Here is a 14,374-nt window from a genome sequence, read left to right as displayed (position 1 = left end):
GTCCTGTCAGTCCTTCACCGCCCCGCCCAGTCCCGAGACCAGGCGGCGCTGTACGAGTACGAAGAAGACGAGCACCGGGACGGTCATCACGGTCGAGCCGGCCATGATGCCTCCCCAGTCGTTCTCGTCGGGCTTGAAGAAGACGAGCAGGGCCATCGGCAGGGTGGACCGCGAGGTGTCGCTGATGATGAAGGACTTCGCGAAGAGGAAGTCGTTCCAGGTCGAGATGAAGGAGAAGACGCTCGTCGCGACGAGTCCCGGGAGGACCAGCGGGAAGAGGATCTGCCACAGGAAGCGGGTGCGGCTCGCGCCGTCGATCGTCGCCTGTTCCTCCAGTGCCTCCGGCACCGCCTTCACGAAGCCGCGCAGCATCCAGATCGCGAAGGGGAGCGAGAAGGCGAGGTGCGGGAGGATCAGCGAGCCGAGGGTGTTGAGCTGCCCGAAGTCCCGCATGAGGAAGAACAGCGGGATCGCCAGCGCCTCGACGGGCACCATCTGCGCGACCAGGAACATCACGAGCAGGGTGGTCCGGAAGCGGAAGCGGAACCGGGTGACGGCGGTGGCCGCGAGGAAGGCGATGACGGTGGAGGCGAGGACCACCGTGCCGGCGACGACCAGCGAGTTGAGGAAGTAGCGGCCGAACTCCTGCTGGTCGAAGACCCGGCGGAAGGAGTCGAGGGACGGCGACAGGGTCCAGGGGCGCGGCCGGGCGGACTGGATCTCGCCGGCCGGTCTGAGGGCGGAGAGGACCATCCAGTACAGCGGGAAGGCGACCACGGCGGCGACGAGCAGGGCGGCGGCCTCGGCGGCTAGCCGCCGGGGGCGGCGGATCAGGGTCCTCCCGGGCGTCTGCCCGGGCCCGCGCGTCCGGAGGCTTCCGGGCCCGCGGGTCTGGAGTGCCCCGGGCCCGCGGGCTCCGAGGGTGCGCGGGGTGCTCGGGGGCCGGGGCGGCTGCGGGGCGCTCACCGCTCCTCCTCCCCCTGCCCGCGCAGCAGCCTGAGGTGGACCAGGGTCACCGCCAGCAGGATCAGCAGCATGACGACGCCGATGGCGGAGCCGAGGCTGTACTGGGAGGAGGCGAAGGCCTTCTGGTAGGCGTACACGTTGAGGACGAGGTTCTGTCCCGCGATGCCGCCGCCGCCCGTCATCACGTAGATCTGGGTGAAGATCTTGAAGTCCCAGATGATCGACTGGATCGTGACGACCACGAGGACCGGCCGCAGCATCGGGGCCGTGACGGAGCGCCAGGTCCGCCACGGGGACGCGCCGTCGAGCGCGGCGGCCTCCAGGACCTCGGCCGGGACGGCCCTGATGCCCGCGTAGACGGTGACCATCACGAACGGGAACGAGCACCAGACGACCTCCATGAGGACCAGCGCGAAGGCGCTGTAGCGCCCGTACGTCCATGAGAAGTCGCCGAGGCCGAGCAGGCGGTTGACGGGACCGTGGTCGGGGTCGAACAGGAAGACCCAGACGGTGGATCCGGTGACGGCCGGGGTGGCCCAGGCGCCCAGCGCGGCGAGCATCAGGGCGAGCCGGGGCAGGGCGCGGACACGGGTGAGGAGGACGGCGAGGGCGCAGCCGACGGCGAGGGTGGCGACCACGCAGGCGGCGGCGAAGAGGACGGTGGCGAGGAGGACCTGCCGGAACTGGGGGTCGGAGAAGAGGTCGGTGTAGTTGCCGAAGCCCCGGAAGGAGGTGGGCCGGCCGCCGCTGACCTGGGCCTGGGTGTACTCCAGGAAGGAGATCAGGCCGAGCTGGTAGAGCGGGTAGACGAGGAGCCCGCCGAGGACGGCGAGGGCGGGCAGCAGATAGAGCCAGGGCGTCCAGGCGGAGCCGGCCCGGCGGCCGCCCCGGCGACCGGTCCCGCGACCGGTCCGCCGTGGCGCGGAGCGCCGGGGTCGCGCGGCGCCGCTGCCCTTGCCCGGGCGGGTTGCCGTGAGGGTCATCGGGTACGCCTCAGCCCGCCGCCGCGAAGGCCGCGTCCATCTTCCTGGCGGCGTCGCCGGACGCGGTCCTGACGTCCTTCCGGCCGCTGACGACCTCCTGGAACATCGTCGGCAGCACGAGCGAGGCGTCGATCCGCCCCCAGCCGGCCGAGGCGGGGACGAAGCGGGCGCCGGCGCCGAGGGTGTCGATGAACGGTTGCACGAACGGCTGCTTCTGCGCGGCCTGCCGGCGCACGTCGGTGTACGTGGGCAGGAAGCCGAGCGCGTCGAAGAGCCGGGCCTGGGTGTCCTTGCCGGCGAGGGCCTTCATCAGGTCGACGGCGAGGGTGCGGTGGCGGGTGCTCCTGAGGACGCCGATGTTGTTGCCGCCGGCGAAGGCGGGGGCGATGGAGCCGGGCGTGGTGCCGGGCAGCGGCACCACGGCGTACTTGCCCTTGACCGCGCCGGCCTCGACGGCGGCGTGGCTGAAGTCGCCGCCGATGGCCATGGCGGCCTTGCCGGAGGCGAAGGCGGTGACGGTGGCGTTGCCGCCCATCTCGGCGCACTTGGCGGCCGGGCAGTTGTCGTCGCCGAAGAGGGAGGTGTAGGCGGTGATGCCCTTGCGGGCGGCCTCGCCGGCGATCGCCGAGCGGTACGAGTCCCCTTCGGCGGTGGCGAGTTCGCCGCCGTGGGCCCAGATGAAGGGCAGGGCCCCGTAGGTGTAGGCGCCGCCGACGGCGAGCCCGTACAGCTCGGGCCTGGCCTTGCGGACCTTCTTCGCGGTCGCGATCAGTTCGGCCTGGGTCCTGGGGGCGGCGAGGCCGAGCTCGCGGAAGACGTCGGTGCGGTAGTAGAGGGCGCGGACGCCGACGAAGAACGGGGCGCCGTAGACCTTTCCGCCGACGGTGACGGAGGCCCGGGCGGCGGGATCGGTGTCCTTGGCCTCGGGCCAGGCGCCGAACTCGGCGGTGACGTCGGCGAGTCCGCCGTCCTTGACGTACGACGCGGTGTCGGTGTTGCCGTACTCGACGAGGTCGGGCGCGGAGGCGGGGTCGTTGAAGGCGGCCTTGATGCGCTGGGCGCGGCTGTCGACGGGGATGTACTCGACCTCGACCTTCGCGCCCGCGTGCTGCTGCTCGAAGGCGGCGACGACCCGGTCGACGACCTGTTCCTTGGGCTTGTTGGCGACCTCCTGGAAGAGCCAGACGCGCAGGGTGCCGGTCTTCTCGTCGGCGGTGGCCGTGCCGCCGGAGGTCTGCGGGGCGCAGGCGGTGAGGGTGACGAGGGCGGCGGCGAGGGTGGCGAGGGCGGTGCGGGCGGGCAGCTTCACGGCGGTTCCCCTCCAAGCGTGTTGCAACATACGCAACGAGCGTTTCGTGTTGCACAACACGCGTGAGGTTAGGGGCCGGCCACCGCCACGACAAGTGGTCTCGACCACTCCTCACCACTCCGTGACCCGGCGCGGAGACCGGCCCGGCGCATGCCCGAACCGGTGACGGGCGAACGGCAGCGGCCCCCGGCGCGCGCACCCTGGGGTACGCGCGCCGGGGGCCGCCCCGAACCGCGGAGTCCGGCCGACCGGACTCCCGGACCGCCGGACCGGCTGCTACTTGCCGCCGCCGTCCTTGCCGCCCTTGTCCTTGTCGCCGCCCGACCCCATCGACTCGTAGATCTCCTTGCACATCGGGCAGACCGGGTACTTCTTGGGGTCGCGCCCCGGTACCCAGACCTTGCCGCAGAGTGCCACCACGGGAGTGCCGTCGAGGGCGCTCGCCATGATCTTGTCCTTCTGGACGTAGTGGGCGTAGCGCTCGTGGTCGCCGTCACCGTGGGACACCTGCGGCGTCGGCTCGACGAGGGTTCCCGTACCTGCCCCGCGCTCGGGCTCGAGAGTGCTCATGGCCCCCAGGGTACTGAAAGACGCCCGGCTCAGTTCAGCGAAGGGTCGTCCGGGTACGTCGCGACCATCGCGAGTTCGCCGCGCTGGCGGCGGAGGACCTGGCGCCAGAGGGTCTCGGGGTTCGGGGAGGAGACGTCGCCGGGTTCCGACTCGACGACGTACCAGGCGCCGTCGCGCAGCTCGGTCTCCAGCTGGCCGGGTCCCCAGCCCGCGTAACCGGCGAAGATCCGCAGGGCGCCGATGGCCGGCCCGAGGAGTTCGGGCGGGGTCTCCAGGTCGACCAGGCCGATCGCGCCGAACACCCGGCGCCAGCCGAGCGGGCCCTCGTCGCCGGGGATGACGGCGATGCCGAGGGCGGCGTCGAGGGAGACCGGGCCGCCCTGGAAGACGACGCCCGGTTCGCCGGCCAGTGCGGCCCAGGGGGCGAGGATGTCGCCGACCGTCACCGGCGTCGGGCGGTTGAGGACCACGCCGAGGGAGCCCTCGTCGTCGTGGTCGAGCAGCAGGACCACCGCGCGGTCGAAGTTCGGGTCCGCCAGCGCGGGGGTGGCGACGAGCAGTCGGCCTGTGAGCGAGGACACCTCGGTCATGCGACACATGATTCCGCACTTTCGGCGTTCGCGGGGGTTCTGCGGGCGTTCTGCGGGGGTTCCCCGGACGGGTCCGGGGTAGGCGGGCGCCATCGCAGGTCAGCCGGGCGCGGTCCGGGCCGTGGTGTGCGGCGGGAACGCGGTACCGGGAAGAAGCGGACGGTGACGCTCCGCGAGAGCGCGGGGACGGAGGGTGTTGTGCCGAATTCATTACCTTCGCGGGGCCCCCTCAGCCACACAAGTGAGGTCTCCTGGCCCCTTACTCTTTTCTCTGGCCACCCGACCGACGACCCGGAACGCGAGATTCATGACCGGCACAGACAGCCATGATGTACTGCTTGTCCATGGCGGAACCCCGCTGGAGGGCGAGATCCGCGTTCGCGGCGCGAAGAACCTCGTGCCCAAGGCGATGGTCGCCGCCCTGCTCGGCAGCGAGCCGAGCCGACTGCGCAATGTGCCCGACATCCGTGACGTCCGCGTGGTCCGCGGACTGCTCCAGCTGCACGGGGTGACGGTCCGCCCCGGCGAGGAGCCGGGCGAGCTGATCATGGACCCGACGCACGTCGAGTCCGCCAACGTGGCCGACATCGACGCCCACGCCGGATCCTCCCGGATCCCGATCCTCTTCTGCGGCCCGCTGCTGCACCGCCTCGGTCACGCCTTCATCCCGGGCCTGGGCGGCTGCGACATCGGCGGCCGGCCGATCGACTTCCACTTCGACGTCCTGCGCAAGTTCGGCGCCACCATCGAGAAGCGGGCGGACGGCCAGTACCTGGAGGCCCCGCAGCGGCTGCGCGGCACCAAGATCCGCCTTCCGTACCCCTCCGTCGGCGCGACCGAGCAGGTGCTGCTGACCGCCGTCCTCGCCGAGGGCGTCACCGAGCTGTCCAACGCGGCGGTCGAGCCGGAGATCGAGGACCTCATCTGCGTGCTGCAGAAGATGGGCGCGATCATCGCCATCGACACCGACCGCACCATCCGCATCACCGGTGTGGACAAGCTCGGCGGCTACAACCACCACGCCCTCTCCGACCGCCTGGAGGCGGCGTCCTGGGCCTCGGCGGCGCTCGCGACCGAGGGCGACATCTACGTGCGCGGCGCGCAGCAGCGCTCGATGATGACCTTCCTCAACACCTACCGGAAGGTCGGCGGCGCCTTCGAGATCGACGACGAGGGCATCCGCTTCTGGCACCCGGGCGGCTCGCTCAACGCGATCGCCCTGGAGACGGACGTGCACCCCGGCTTCCAGACCGACTGGCAGCAGCCGCTGGTGGTGGCGCTGACGCAGGCCTCGGGCCTGTCGATCGTGCACGAGACGGTGTACGAGTCGCGGCTCGGCTTCACCTCGGCGCTGAACCAGATGGGTGCCCACATCCAGCTGTACCGCGAGTGCCTGGGCGGCTCGGACTGCCGCTTCGGCCAGCGCAACTTCCTCCACTCGGCGGTCGTCAGCGGCCCGACCCGGCTCCAGGGCGCCGACCTGGTCATCCCGGACCTCCGCGGCGGCTTCTCGTACCTGATCGCCGCCCTCGCGGCGCAGGGCACCAGCCGGGTGCACGGCATCGACCTGATCAACCGCGGCTACGAGAACTTCATGGAGAAGCTCGTCGAGCTGGGCGCCAAGGTCGAGCTCCCGGGCAGCGCGCTGGTCTGACCGGAGTCGTACGCGGCCTCCGGCCGGCCGCCGCACGGCGCCCGCACGGGGCCGTACGGCGGCCGTACGAGGCCTCTGAAGGGCAAAGGAAAGGGCGGCCACCCCTGGAACGGGTGGCCGCCCTTTCGGCTGCCTACAGGCTGCTTACTTGCCCTTGGCGGCTTCCTTGAGCTTCGAGCCCGCGGAGACCTTGACGCTGAAGCCGGCCGGGATGTTGATCGGGTCGCCGGTCTGCGGGTTACGAGCGGTGCGAGCGGCACGGTGGGTGCGCTCGAAGGTCAGGAAGCCGGGGATGGTGACCTTCTCGTCGCCCTTGGCGACGATCTCGCCGGTGATCTCGGCGAAGGCGGCCAGCACGGCGTCGGCGTCCTTGCGGGTCACCTCGGCGCGGTCGGCCAGGGCGGCCACCAGCTCACTGCGGTTCATTTCGTTACTCCCGTATTTCTTCTTGCCTGTGAGGCGGGTTGCCTGTGAGGCGGGCCACGCGGCGGGGCCGCATGATGGGCACTGCGAAGCCGATGCTGCCAGGGCCCTCGGACAGTGCCCGGACCCGGGTCTGGTGACAGACCATCGCGCCCAGACCGCATCCTGCCCCCACCAGCGGCGGGAACGCCAATCCGGCACCCTCTGGGGTCACACGAAAAGCGCCAGTGCCCCTCGATGGTGACGTTGCGTCGACTCCGCGCGGACGGTGCGGAGCCGGACTACCACCCTAAAGGCGGGTTTGGGATGCGGCGACCCGCGACACGCGCCGGGGTCGCCGCCGGGTCCGCGTCGGGGCCGCTCCCACGGCCCCGCCGGAGGCTCAGGCGCCCGCCGCCTTGGCCGCGTTGCGCACCGCGCCCGCGACCGCTCCCGCGACCTTGTCGTTGAAGACCGAGGGAATGATGTAGTTCGGGTTGAGCTCGTCCTCGGTGACGACGTCGGCCAGGGCACTGGCGGCGGCCAGCATCATGTCCGTGTTCACCGTCCGGGACTGTGCGTCGAGCAGACCGCGGAAGACGCCCGGGAAGACCAGCACGTTGTTGATCTGGTTCGGGAAGTCCGAGCGGCCGGTGGCCACGACGGCGGCCGTCTGACGGGCGACCGCCGGGTCGACCTCGGGGTCCGGGTTCGCGAGCGCGAACACGATCGCGCCCTCGGCCATCGCGGCCACGTCGTCCGCGCCGAGCACGTTCGGGGCCGAGACGCCGATGAACACGTCGGTGCCCGCGACGGCCTGCTTGAGGGTGCCGGTGACGCCCTCGGGGTTGGTGTTGTCGGCGATCCAGCGCAGCGGCGAGTCCGCCGGGGCGGCGACCAGGTCCTCACGGCCCGCGTGGACGACGCCGTGGATGTCGGCGACGACGGCGTGCTTGACGCCGGCCGCGATCAGCAGCTTGAGGATGGCCGTACCGGCGGCGCCGGCACCGGACATGACGACCCGTACGTCGCCGATGCCCTTGCCGACCACGCGCAGCGCGTTGGTCAGGGCGGCGAGGACCACGATGGCGGTGCCGTGCTGGTCGTCGTGGAAGACCGGGATGTCGAGGGCCTCGCGCAGCCGGGCCTCGATCTCGAAGCAGCGCGGCGCGGAGATGTCCTCCAGGTTGATGCCGGCGAAGCCGGGGGCGATGGCCTTGACGATCTCGACGATGGCGTCGGTGTCCTGGGTGTCCAGGCAGATCGGCCAGGCGTCGATGCCGGCGAAGCGCTTGAAGAGGGCCGCCTTGCCCTCCATGACGGGCAGGGCGGCCTTGGGGCCGATGTTGCCGAGGCCGAGGACGGCGGAGCCGTCCGTCACGACCGCGACGGAGTTGCGCTTGATGGTGAGGCGGCGGGCGTCCTCGGGGTTCTCGGCGATCGCCATGCACACGCGGGCCACGCCCGGGGTGTAGATCATGGACAGGTCGTCACGGTTGCGGATGGGGTGCTTGGACGCCATCTCGATCTTGCCGCCGAGGTGCATCAGGAACGTACGGTCGGAGACCTTGCCGACGACGATGCCCTCGATGTTCTTGAGCTGCTCGACGATCTCGTCGGCGTGCGCCGTGGAGGTCGCGGCGATGGTGACGTCGATGCGCAGCTTCTCGTGGCCCGAGGCGGTCACGTCGAGGCCGGTGACGGATCCGCCGTGGGTCTCGACCGCCGTGGTGAGCTGGGAGACCGCGGTGCCGCTCGCGGGCACCTCGAGCCGGACCGTCATCGAGTACGAGACGCTGGGCGCCGTTGCCATGGCCGTGTTCCTCTGCTTTCCCTAGCTTCGTTGCTACGCCGGCCCGACTGGTCGCCGGACGGCGCCCTCCGATCGTCGCACCTACCTGCGGGTAGCAGGTAATACGGTCATTTCGTTTTCGGAAAGTAGTTTCCACCATACGAGAGATGACCGGGAAACAGAAGAGGCCCCCGGCACGGGACGGGCAACGGAAGAGGCCCCCGTCACCCGAAGGTGACGAGGGCCTCCCCACGTAGGCGACACCGGCCCGCCATGCTCGCCTCGCGGCAAGTGGTCCCTCTGAGGGACGAAGGTTGGGCCCGGGGGCTTGGATCGAGCCGGTGTCACGACCAGGCTAACAAAGAGCCCGGCGAAGTGATTCCTGCGGCGCGGGTTGACCGAAATCGATCCCGCGCCGCTTCGTCGTCAGTCCCGCAGCAGGTCCGGTACGCCGTCCGCGTCCGGCAGGTCGCGCTCGCCGGAGATCACCGAGAGCGCCTGCGTCGAACGGGTCAGCGCCACGTAGAGCACCCGCAGGCCGGCCGGCGACTCGTCCGCGATCTCCGCGGGCGAGACGACCACCGTGGCGTCGTACTCCAGTCCCTTCGCCTCCAGGGAGCCCAGCGCCACGACCCGGTCGCCGAGCCCCGCCAGCCAGCGGGCGGCCTCGGCGCGCCGGTTCATCGCGACGACCACACCGACCGTGCCGTCCACCTCGCCGAGCAGCCGCTCGGCTTCCCGACGTACGGTTCCGGCCAGGTCGCCCTTCTCGGCCACCGCCGCGAACCGGGGCTCGACGCCCGTGGAGCGGACCGCCTTCGGCGACTCCTTGCCGGGCATCGCCAGCGCGAGCACCTTGGCGGCGAGCTCGGCGATCTCGGCCGGGTTGCGGTAGTTCACGGTGAGCTCGAAGCGGCGCCGGGGCCGGGTGCCCAGGGCCTCGTCGCGGGCCGCGGCCGCCTCGTCCGGGTCGGACCAGGAGGACTGGGCCGGGTCGCCGACGACCGTCCAGGTGGCGTGCCGGCCGCGGCGGCCGACCATGCGCCACTGCATGGGCGTGAGGTCCTGGGCCTCGTCGACGATGACGTGGGCGTACTCGGTGCGCTCGGCGGCGAGCCGCTCGGCCCGCTCGCGCTGGCTCTCCTCCCGTACCGGCATCAGCTCCTCCAGGCCGGTGAGCTGGTCCAGCGGGTCGTACTCGCGCTTCTTGCGGGGCCGGGCCGGGGCGCCGAGCAGGGTGTTCAGCTCGTCGAGCAGCGCCACGTCGTGCACGGAGAGGCCGGGGCGGCGCAGCGAGCGGGCGAGCCGGCGGACCTCGCCGGGGTTGAGGATCCGGCGGGCCCAGCGGCCGAGCCGCTTCTCGTCGGCCATGGCGTCGAGGACCCGGCGCGGGGTGAGCTCGGGCCACCAGGCGTCGAGGAAGGCGAGGAAGGAGTCCTCGGTGGAGACGTCCTCGTCGAAGGAGGAGCGCAGCTCGGCGGCGAGCTCGGGGTCGCTGTGCCGGCCGGCGGCACCGGACTTGGCGTACAGCGCGTCGAGCAGCAGGCGGCGGGCGCGCGGGCGGAGCAGGTTGACGGGGGCGGTGCCGGACAGCACGTTCTGCCGGATCCGGCGGAGCTCGTCGGCCTCCAGCTCCAGGCGGCGGCCGAAGGCCACGACCCGCAGGAGGGTGGGGGTGACCGCCGGTGCCGCCGCGGTGCCGGCCTCGTCGTCCTCCTCCCCCAGCGTGAGCTGGGCCTTGGGCGCGGGCGTCTCCAGGGCGCCGCGCGCGGCCTTGCGCAGCACGGCGAGCATGCGCGAGGAGCCCTTCACCCGGGCGACGGCGGGCTCGTCGTACGCGTCGGCCTCGACGCCGTCGACCAGCGAGCCGAGGGCGCGGATGGCGACCTGGCCCTCCTCGCCGAGCGAGGGCAGCACGCCCTCGGTGTACGAGACGAGGAGCGGGGTCGGCGAGACGATGAGGATGCCTCCGGCGTAGCGCCGCCGGTCCTGGTAGAGCAGGTAGGCGGCGCGGTGCAGGGCGACGGCGGTCTTGCCGGTGCCGGGGCCGCCCTCGACGTACGTGACGGAGGCGGCGGGCGCGCGGATGACCAGGTCCTGCTCGGCCTGGATGGAGGCGACGATGTCGCGCATGGTGTGGCCGCGGGCCTGGCCGAGAGCCGCCATGAGGGCGCCGTCGCCGATCACGGGCAGCTCGCGGCCGTCGAGGCGGGCCTTGAGCTCGGGGCGCATGAGGTCGTCCTCGACGCCGAGGACCTTGCGGCCCTTGGAGCGGATGACGCGGCGCCGTACGACCCGGCCCGGGTCGACCGGGGTGGAGCGGTAGAAGGGGGCGGCGGCGGGGGCGCGCCAGTCGATGACGAGCGGGGCGTAGTCGGCGTCGAGGACGCCGATGCGGCCGATGTGCAGGGTCTCGCCGATGTCGGCGGTGTTGTCCGGGCGCACGGCGTCGGCGGCGGGTTCGACGGAGGTGTAGGCGCCGTCGGGGCCCTTCTTGCCGTCCTTGCCGTACAGCAGGTCGATGCGGCCGAAGAGGAAGTCCTCGAACTCGTTGTTGAGCCGGTTGAGGTGGATGCCGGCCCGGAACACCTGGGCGTCGCGCTCGGCGAGGGCGCCGGGCGTACCGACCTGGCCCCGCTGGGCGGCGTCCCGCATCAGGAACTCCGCCTCGTGGATCTTCTCCTCGAGGCGGCGGTAGACCTGATCCAGATGTTCCTGTTCGACACCGATCTCACGGTCTCTGACCGTGTCGACGGCTTCCTGCGCGGCCACCGGGCCCCCTTCTGACGTGCACTGGGCAGCCGTCGAGCGTACGCCACCCGGAGGCGGTATGTCAGGCCTGGCGGCGGCCCGGCCGGGGATGGGCGGCGCGGTGCCGGGCGACGCGGGCCCGGTTGCCGCAGGCCGTGCTCGAGCACCAGCGGCGGCGCCGGCCCCGCGAGGTGTCCAGATAGCAGCGGCGGCAGCCGGGTCCCTCGCAGCGGCGCAGCAGGGCGCGGGCGGCGGGATCGGTGAGCAGGTCGACGGCGTCGCGGGCGACGGCGGCGAGCAGGGCGCGGCAGTCGGGCTCGCCGCTGAGGGTGCGGACCAGGGCTCCGGAGCGGGTGCGGACGGCGCGGGGCGCGGGCGGGGCGGCGGCCGCGGCCAGCGCGTTGAGCAGCTCCAGGGCCGCGGGCCGGACCGGTCGGCCGTCCAGCTGGGCGGCGACCAGGTCGGCGACGCAGTCGCGCAGTTCGCGGAAGGGGCCGAGCCAGCGGGTGTCGAGGCCGCGCAGCCGGGTGGCGGGCGGGACGAGCCCGGTGGTGCGGAGGAAACCGGCGAGCGCCTCGGGAGTGTCGAGGCCCTCGACGGCGAGATCCAGGCAGACCCGCCCGGACTCCCAGCCTCCGGTCACGCCCCTGCCACCTCCCGCTGCCTCCTGCGGCTTCCTGCCGCTTCCTGCCGCGGTGCGCACTGCTCCGGGCGGGCCGGGACCAGAGTGCTCCTGGGGAGCGGAGCTGACCAGAGGGCGTTCCGCCGAGGAGATTCCGGGCGGGACCTCGCCACGTCCGTGGTGATCGCTAGGGTCCGTATCGGATCGCGACGGGCTTTCCGCACGGAGGGCCGTACGCGGAGGGGCGCCGGCCGGGGCGAGGCGAGGGGTGAGGCGAGGGGTGGTGGCGAGGGGGTGGTGGTGCCGAGCCGTACGAGAGGCGGACAGCGGTCGGCCCGGGCGTACGGGGGAGCCGCCCGGGCCGACCGAACACCGGACCGCTCGGGGGAGCGCAGTCCGGTGGTTCATGGTGTCCTCGCAGGTCAGCGGGGTCCGCTGGGGCCCGCAGGTCGAGGCACCCACAGCATGAATGTTGAACTGTCTATTATCTACGGGTCGTTTTTCCTACAAATTCGCACACGGACAATTCGGGAGGCCAGGTGAACAGGACGGCACTGCGGGCACTGCTCAAGGAGCGCCGTGAGCTGATCGCCCCCGAGGCGCACGGCCTCTCCCGCCCGACCGGCCGCGGCCGGCGTGCCCTCGGCCTGTCGCAGCAGCAGGTCGACGAGCTGACCTGCCGCGCGGTCGACACGTACAACCGCCTGGAGACCGGCCGCTACCCGAACCCGCCCGCCGACTACCTGCGCCAGGTCGGCCGCCTCTTCGGCCTCAACGAGCAGGAGTGGGTCTCGCTCTGCCGGTACGCGGGCATCGGCGACCCGCCCGGCCCGCTCAACCCGTCCTCCGGCCTGGAGGTCCCCGGCGCCTGGCAGGAGGCCGTCGACGGCATCGGCCACATGGCGTACCTCACCGACGCCTCCTGGAACGTGCTGGCCCACAACCGGCACTTCGCCGAGATGTACCCGGCCGGCCGGCCTCCCGCGAACACCATCCGCTGGATGCTCCTCGACGAGAGCGCGCGCGAGGACACCCTCATCGACTGGCACGACGTCTGGGCCCCGCTGATCCTCCCCCAGCTGCGCGCCGCGATCGCCGCGCGCCAGGAGGACGAGACCCTGCGCGCGATCGAGCGGGAGGTGCGCGCCGACGCGTTCCTCGGCCGGCTGTGGGAGGAGGGCGGCTTCCACATCCACCCCGACGGCGACGAACGCCCGCTGCGCCACGCCCTCCTGGGCCCCGGTCACGTCACGATCTGCGCCGCCCAGCCGCTGACGGCGCCGGGCGCCCGCCTGATCATCATGATCTTCCGCCCGGGCCTCCAGAAGTCCCACGTCCGCGCCCCGATGCTGCGAGCGGCCCCTCGGGGCACCTCTTCCTGACCGGGGCCGCCCGGGCCGGGTACGGGGCCGGAACGGTCCGGGCCGTATCCGGGTCAGTACGGGGCCGGGGCCCAGACCCGCCCCGGGTCAGGAGGACCCGGCCTGGTCCCCGTCCTCCTGCCCGTACTTCGTGTCCGCCGCCGGGTCCACGGCCAGGCGGTAGCCGCGCTTCACCACCGTCTGGATCAGCTTGGGCGTGCCGAGCGAGGTCCGCAGACGGGCCATCGCCGTCTCCACGGCGTGCTCGTCGCGGCCCGCGCCGGGCAGGGCGCGCAGCAGTTCGGGGCGGCCGACGACCCAGCCGGGGCGGCGGGCGAGCAGCCCCAGGAGGGCCATCCCGGCGGGCGGCACCGGGCGCAGCGCGCCGTCGACGAGGACGGCGTGGCCGCGGATCTCGACGTGGTGGCCGGCCACCGGCAGGATCCGGGCCCGGGCGGGCAGCCGGGTGCAGAGCAGCTGGACGAGCGGGCCGAGCCGGAAGCGCTCCGGCTGGTGGGTGTCGACGCCCAGACCCTGCAGCGGCAGCGCCGTCACGGGACCCACGCACACCGCGAGCACGTCCTGCCGAAGCGCCGTCACCAGCTCGTCGAGCAGCCCGCGTTCGCGCGCCCGGTCGATGAGCGAGGCGGCGGCCGGGGCGCTGGTGAAGGTCACCGCGTCCAGGGCGCGGGCGACGGTCGCGTCGAGCAGCCGGTCCAGCGGGCCGGGGTCCTCGGGCGGCATCCAGCGGTAGACGGGGACGGGCACGACCTCCGCGCCGCCCTCGACCAGCGCCTCGACGAAGCCGGGCAGCGGCTCGCCGTGCAGCTGGAGCGCGATCCGCCGGCCCGCGACGCCCTCGCCGAGCAGCCGGTCGAGGACCTCGGCCATCGACTCGGACGAGGGCGACCAGGACTCGGTGAGCCCGGCCGCGCGGACCGCGCCCTTCACCTTGGGCCCGCGGGCGAGGAGTTCGACGCCGCGCAGCCGGTCGAGCAGCTGCTCGCCGTACCCCCATCCGTCGGCCGCCTCGACCCAGCCGCGGAAGCCGATCGCCGTGGTGGCGACGACGACGTCCGGGGCGTGGTCGATGAGGTCCTTGGTGGCGGCGAGGAGTTCGGTGTCGTCGGCGAGCGGCACGATCCGCAGCGCCGGACCGTGCACCACGCCCGCGCCGCGGCGGCGCAGCAGCGCGATCAGCTCGTCGGCGCGCCGTGCCGCCGTGACTCCCACGGTGAAGCCCGCCAGCGGGCCGTGGCCCTGTTCCTGCCGCTCGTCCATGTCGTCGCCCCTGTCGTACTCGTCCCTGCCGGCCGAGACTGCCGGGGTCGCGTGTCGGTCTCGGTTCACCATTATTTCCTGGTCGTTACGGCC

The 14,374-nt window shown here is 72.7% G+C and carries 12 protein-coding genes; 2 read left to right on the top strand and 10 right to left on the bottom strand.

Annotation, left to right across the window (positions count from 1 at the left end; translation table 11 throughout):
• Positions 1-6: 6 nt before the first annotated feature.
• The 5 genes from ESG85_RS27350 to ESG85_RS27330 all read right to left on the bottom strand — a co-directional run bounded on the left by ESG85_RS27350 (position 7) and on the right by ESG85_RS27330 (position 4,418).
• Complete coding sequence (locus ESG85_RS27350; RefSeq protein WP_128983822.1) at positions 7-834, bottom strand: carbohydrate ABC transporter permease; 828 nt, start codon at positions 832-834, stop codon at positions 7-9.
• 128 nt (positions 835-962) lie between these two features.
• Positions 963-1,949 carry a carbohydrate ABC transporter permease gene (locus tag ESG85_RS27345; RefSeq protein ID WP_128983793.1) on the bottom strand — a complete coding sequence of 329 codons (987 nt, stop codon included), beginning with the start codon at positions 1,947-1,949 and terminating at the stop codon, positions 963-965.
• A gap of 10 nt (positions 1,950-1,959) precedes the next feature.
• Complete coding sequence (locus tag ESG85_RS27340; RefSeq protein WP_128983791.1) at positions 1,960-3,258, bottom strand: extracellular solute-binding protein; 1,299 nt, start codon at positions 3,256-3,258, stop codon at positions 1,960-1,962.
• Positions 3,259-3,534: 276 nt separating this feature from the next.
• Complete coding sequence (locus tag ESG85_RS27335; protein ID WP_128983789.1) at positions 3,535-3,828, bottom strand: DUF3039 domain-containing protein; 294 nt, start codon at positions 3,826-3,828, stop codon at positions 3,535-3,537.
• 29 nt (positions 3,829-3,857) lie between these two features.
• Complete coding sequence (locus ESG85_RS27330) at positions 3,858-4,418, bottom strand: YqgE/AlgH family protein (protein ID WP_164986329.1); 561 nt, start codon at positions 4,416-4,418, stop codon at positions 3,858-3,860.
• Positions 4,419-4,725: 307 nt separating this feature from the next.
• On the opposite strand from ESG85_RS27330, the gene murA reads away from it, so the two are divergent.
• A complete protein-coding gene (murA, locus tag ESG85_RS27325) occupies positions 4,726-6,072 on the top strand; it encodes a UDP-N-acetylglucosamine 1-carboxyvinyltransferase (protein ID WP_128983785.1) in 1,347 nt (448 codons plus the stop codon).
• 144 nt (positions 6,073-6,216) lie between these two features.
• Here the strand turns inward: murA and ESG85_RS27320 are convergent, their stop codons facing one another.
• From ESG85_RS27320 to ESG85_RS36295, 4 genes are all read right to left on the bottom strand, one after another.
• Positions 6,217-6,498, bottom strand: coding sequence for an HU family DNA-binding protein (locus ESG85_RS27320; protein ID WP_128983783.1), 282 nt, complete (start codon positions 6,496-6,498; stop codon positions 6,217-6,219).
• A 379-nt stretch (positions 6,499-6,877) separates the two neighbouring features.
• Positions 6,878-8,287: an NAD-dependent malic enzyme gene (locus ESG85_RS27310; RefSeq protein WP_128983779.1), complete on the bottom strand. Its 1,410-nt coding sequence runs from the start codon at positions 8,285-8,287 to the stop codon at positions 6,878-6,880.
• A gap of 405 nt (positions 8,288-8,692) precedes the next feature.
• Positions 8,693-11,038 carry a HelD family protein gene (locus ESG85_RS27305; RefSeq protein WP_128983777.1) on the bottom strand — a complete coding sequence of 782 codons (2,346 nt, stop codon included), beginning with the start codon at positions 11,036-11,038 and terminating at the stop codon, positions 8,693-8,695.
• Positions 11,039-11,099: 61 nt separating this feature from the next.
• Positions 11,100-11,660, bottom strand: a complete 561-nt coding sequence (locus ESG85_RS36295) for an ABATE domain-containing protein (protein WP_246095312.1) — start codon at positions 11,658-11,660, stop codon at positions 11,100-11,102.
• A 518-nt stretch (positions 11,661-12,178) separates the two neighbouring features.
• On the opposite strand from ESG85_RS36295, the gene ESG85_RS27295 reads away from it, so the two are divergent.
• Complete coding sequence (locus ESG85_RS27295; protein WP_128983775.1) at positions 12,179-13,021, top strand: MmyB family transcriptional regulator; 843 nt, start codon at positions 12,179-12,181, stop codon at positions 13,019-13,021.
• Between the two features lie 87 nt (positions 13,022-13,108).
• On the opposite strand, the gene ESG85_RS27290 is transcribed toward ESG85_RS27295, so the two are convergent.
• Complete coding sequence (locus tag ESG85_RS27290; RefSeq protein WP_246095311.1) at positions 13,109-14,281, bottom strand: uroporphyrinogen-III synthase; 1,173 nt, start codon at positions 14,279-14,281, stop codon at positions 13,109-13,111.
• Between the last annotated feature and the right edge of the window lie 93 nt (positions 14,282-14,374).

The organism is Streptomyces roseicoloratus, from assembly GCF_004117935.1.
In the GTDB taxonomy this organism is placed as follows: domain Bacteria; phylum Actinomycetota; class Actinomycetes; order Streptomycetales; family Streptomycetaceae; genus Streptomyces; species Streptomyces roseicoloratus.
The sequence above is the reverse complement of the archived record's forward strand: the minus strand, read 5'-3'. Positions and strand labels throughout refer to the sequence as shown.

Excerpts from the sequence above, each read along its gene's own strand:
- ESG85_RS27345 (WP_128983793.1), bottom strand. The coding sequence starts at position 1,949 with ATGACCCTCACGGCAACCCGCCCGGGCAAGGGCAGCGGCGCCGCGCGA.
- ESG85_RS27320 (WP_128983783.1), bottom strand. The coding sequence starts at position 6,498 with ATGAACCGCAGTGAGCTGGTGGCCGCCCTGGCCGACCGCGCCGAGGTG.
- ESG85_RS27330 (WP_164986329.1), bottom strand. The coding sequence starts at position 4,418 with ATGACCGAGGTGTCCTCGCTCACAGGCCGACTGCTCGTCGCCACCCCC.
- ESG85_RS27290 (WP_246095311.1), bottom strand. The coding sequence starts at position 14,281 with ATGGACGAGCGGCAGGAACAGGGCCACGGCCCGCTGGCGGGCTTCACC.
- ESG85_RS27310 (WP_128983779.1), bottom strand. The coding sequence starts at position 8,287 with ATGGCAACGGCGCCCAGCGTCTCGTACTCGATGACGGTCCGGCTCGAG.
- murA (WP_128983785.1), top strand. The coding sequence starts at position 4,726 with ATGACCGGCACAGACAGCCATGATGTACTGCTTGTCCATGGCGGAACC.
- ESG85_RS27335 (WP_128983789.1), bottom strand. The coding sequence starts at position 3,828 with ATGAGCACTCTCGAGCCCGAGCGCGGGGCAGGTACGGGAACCCTCGTC.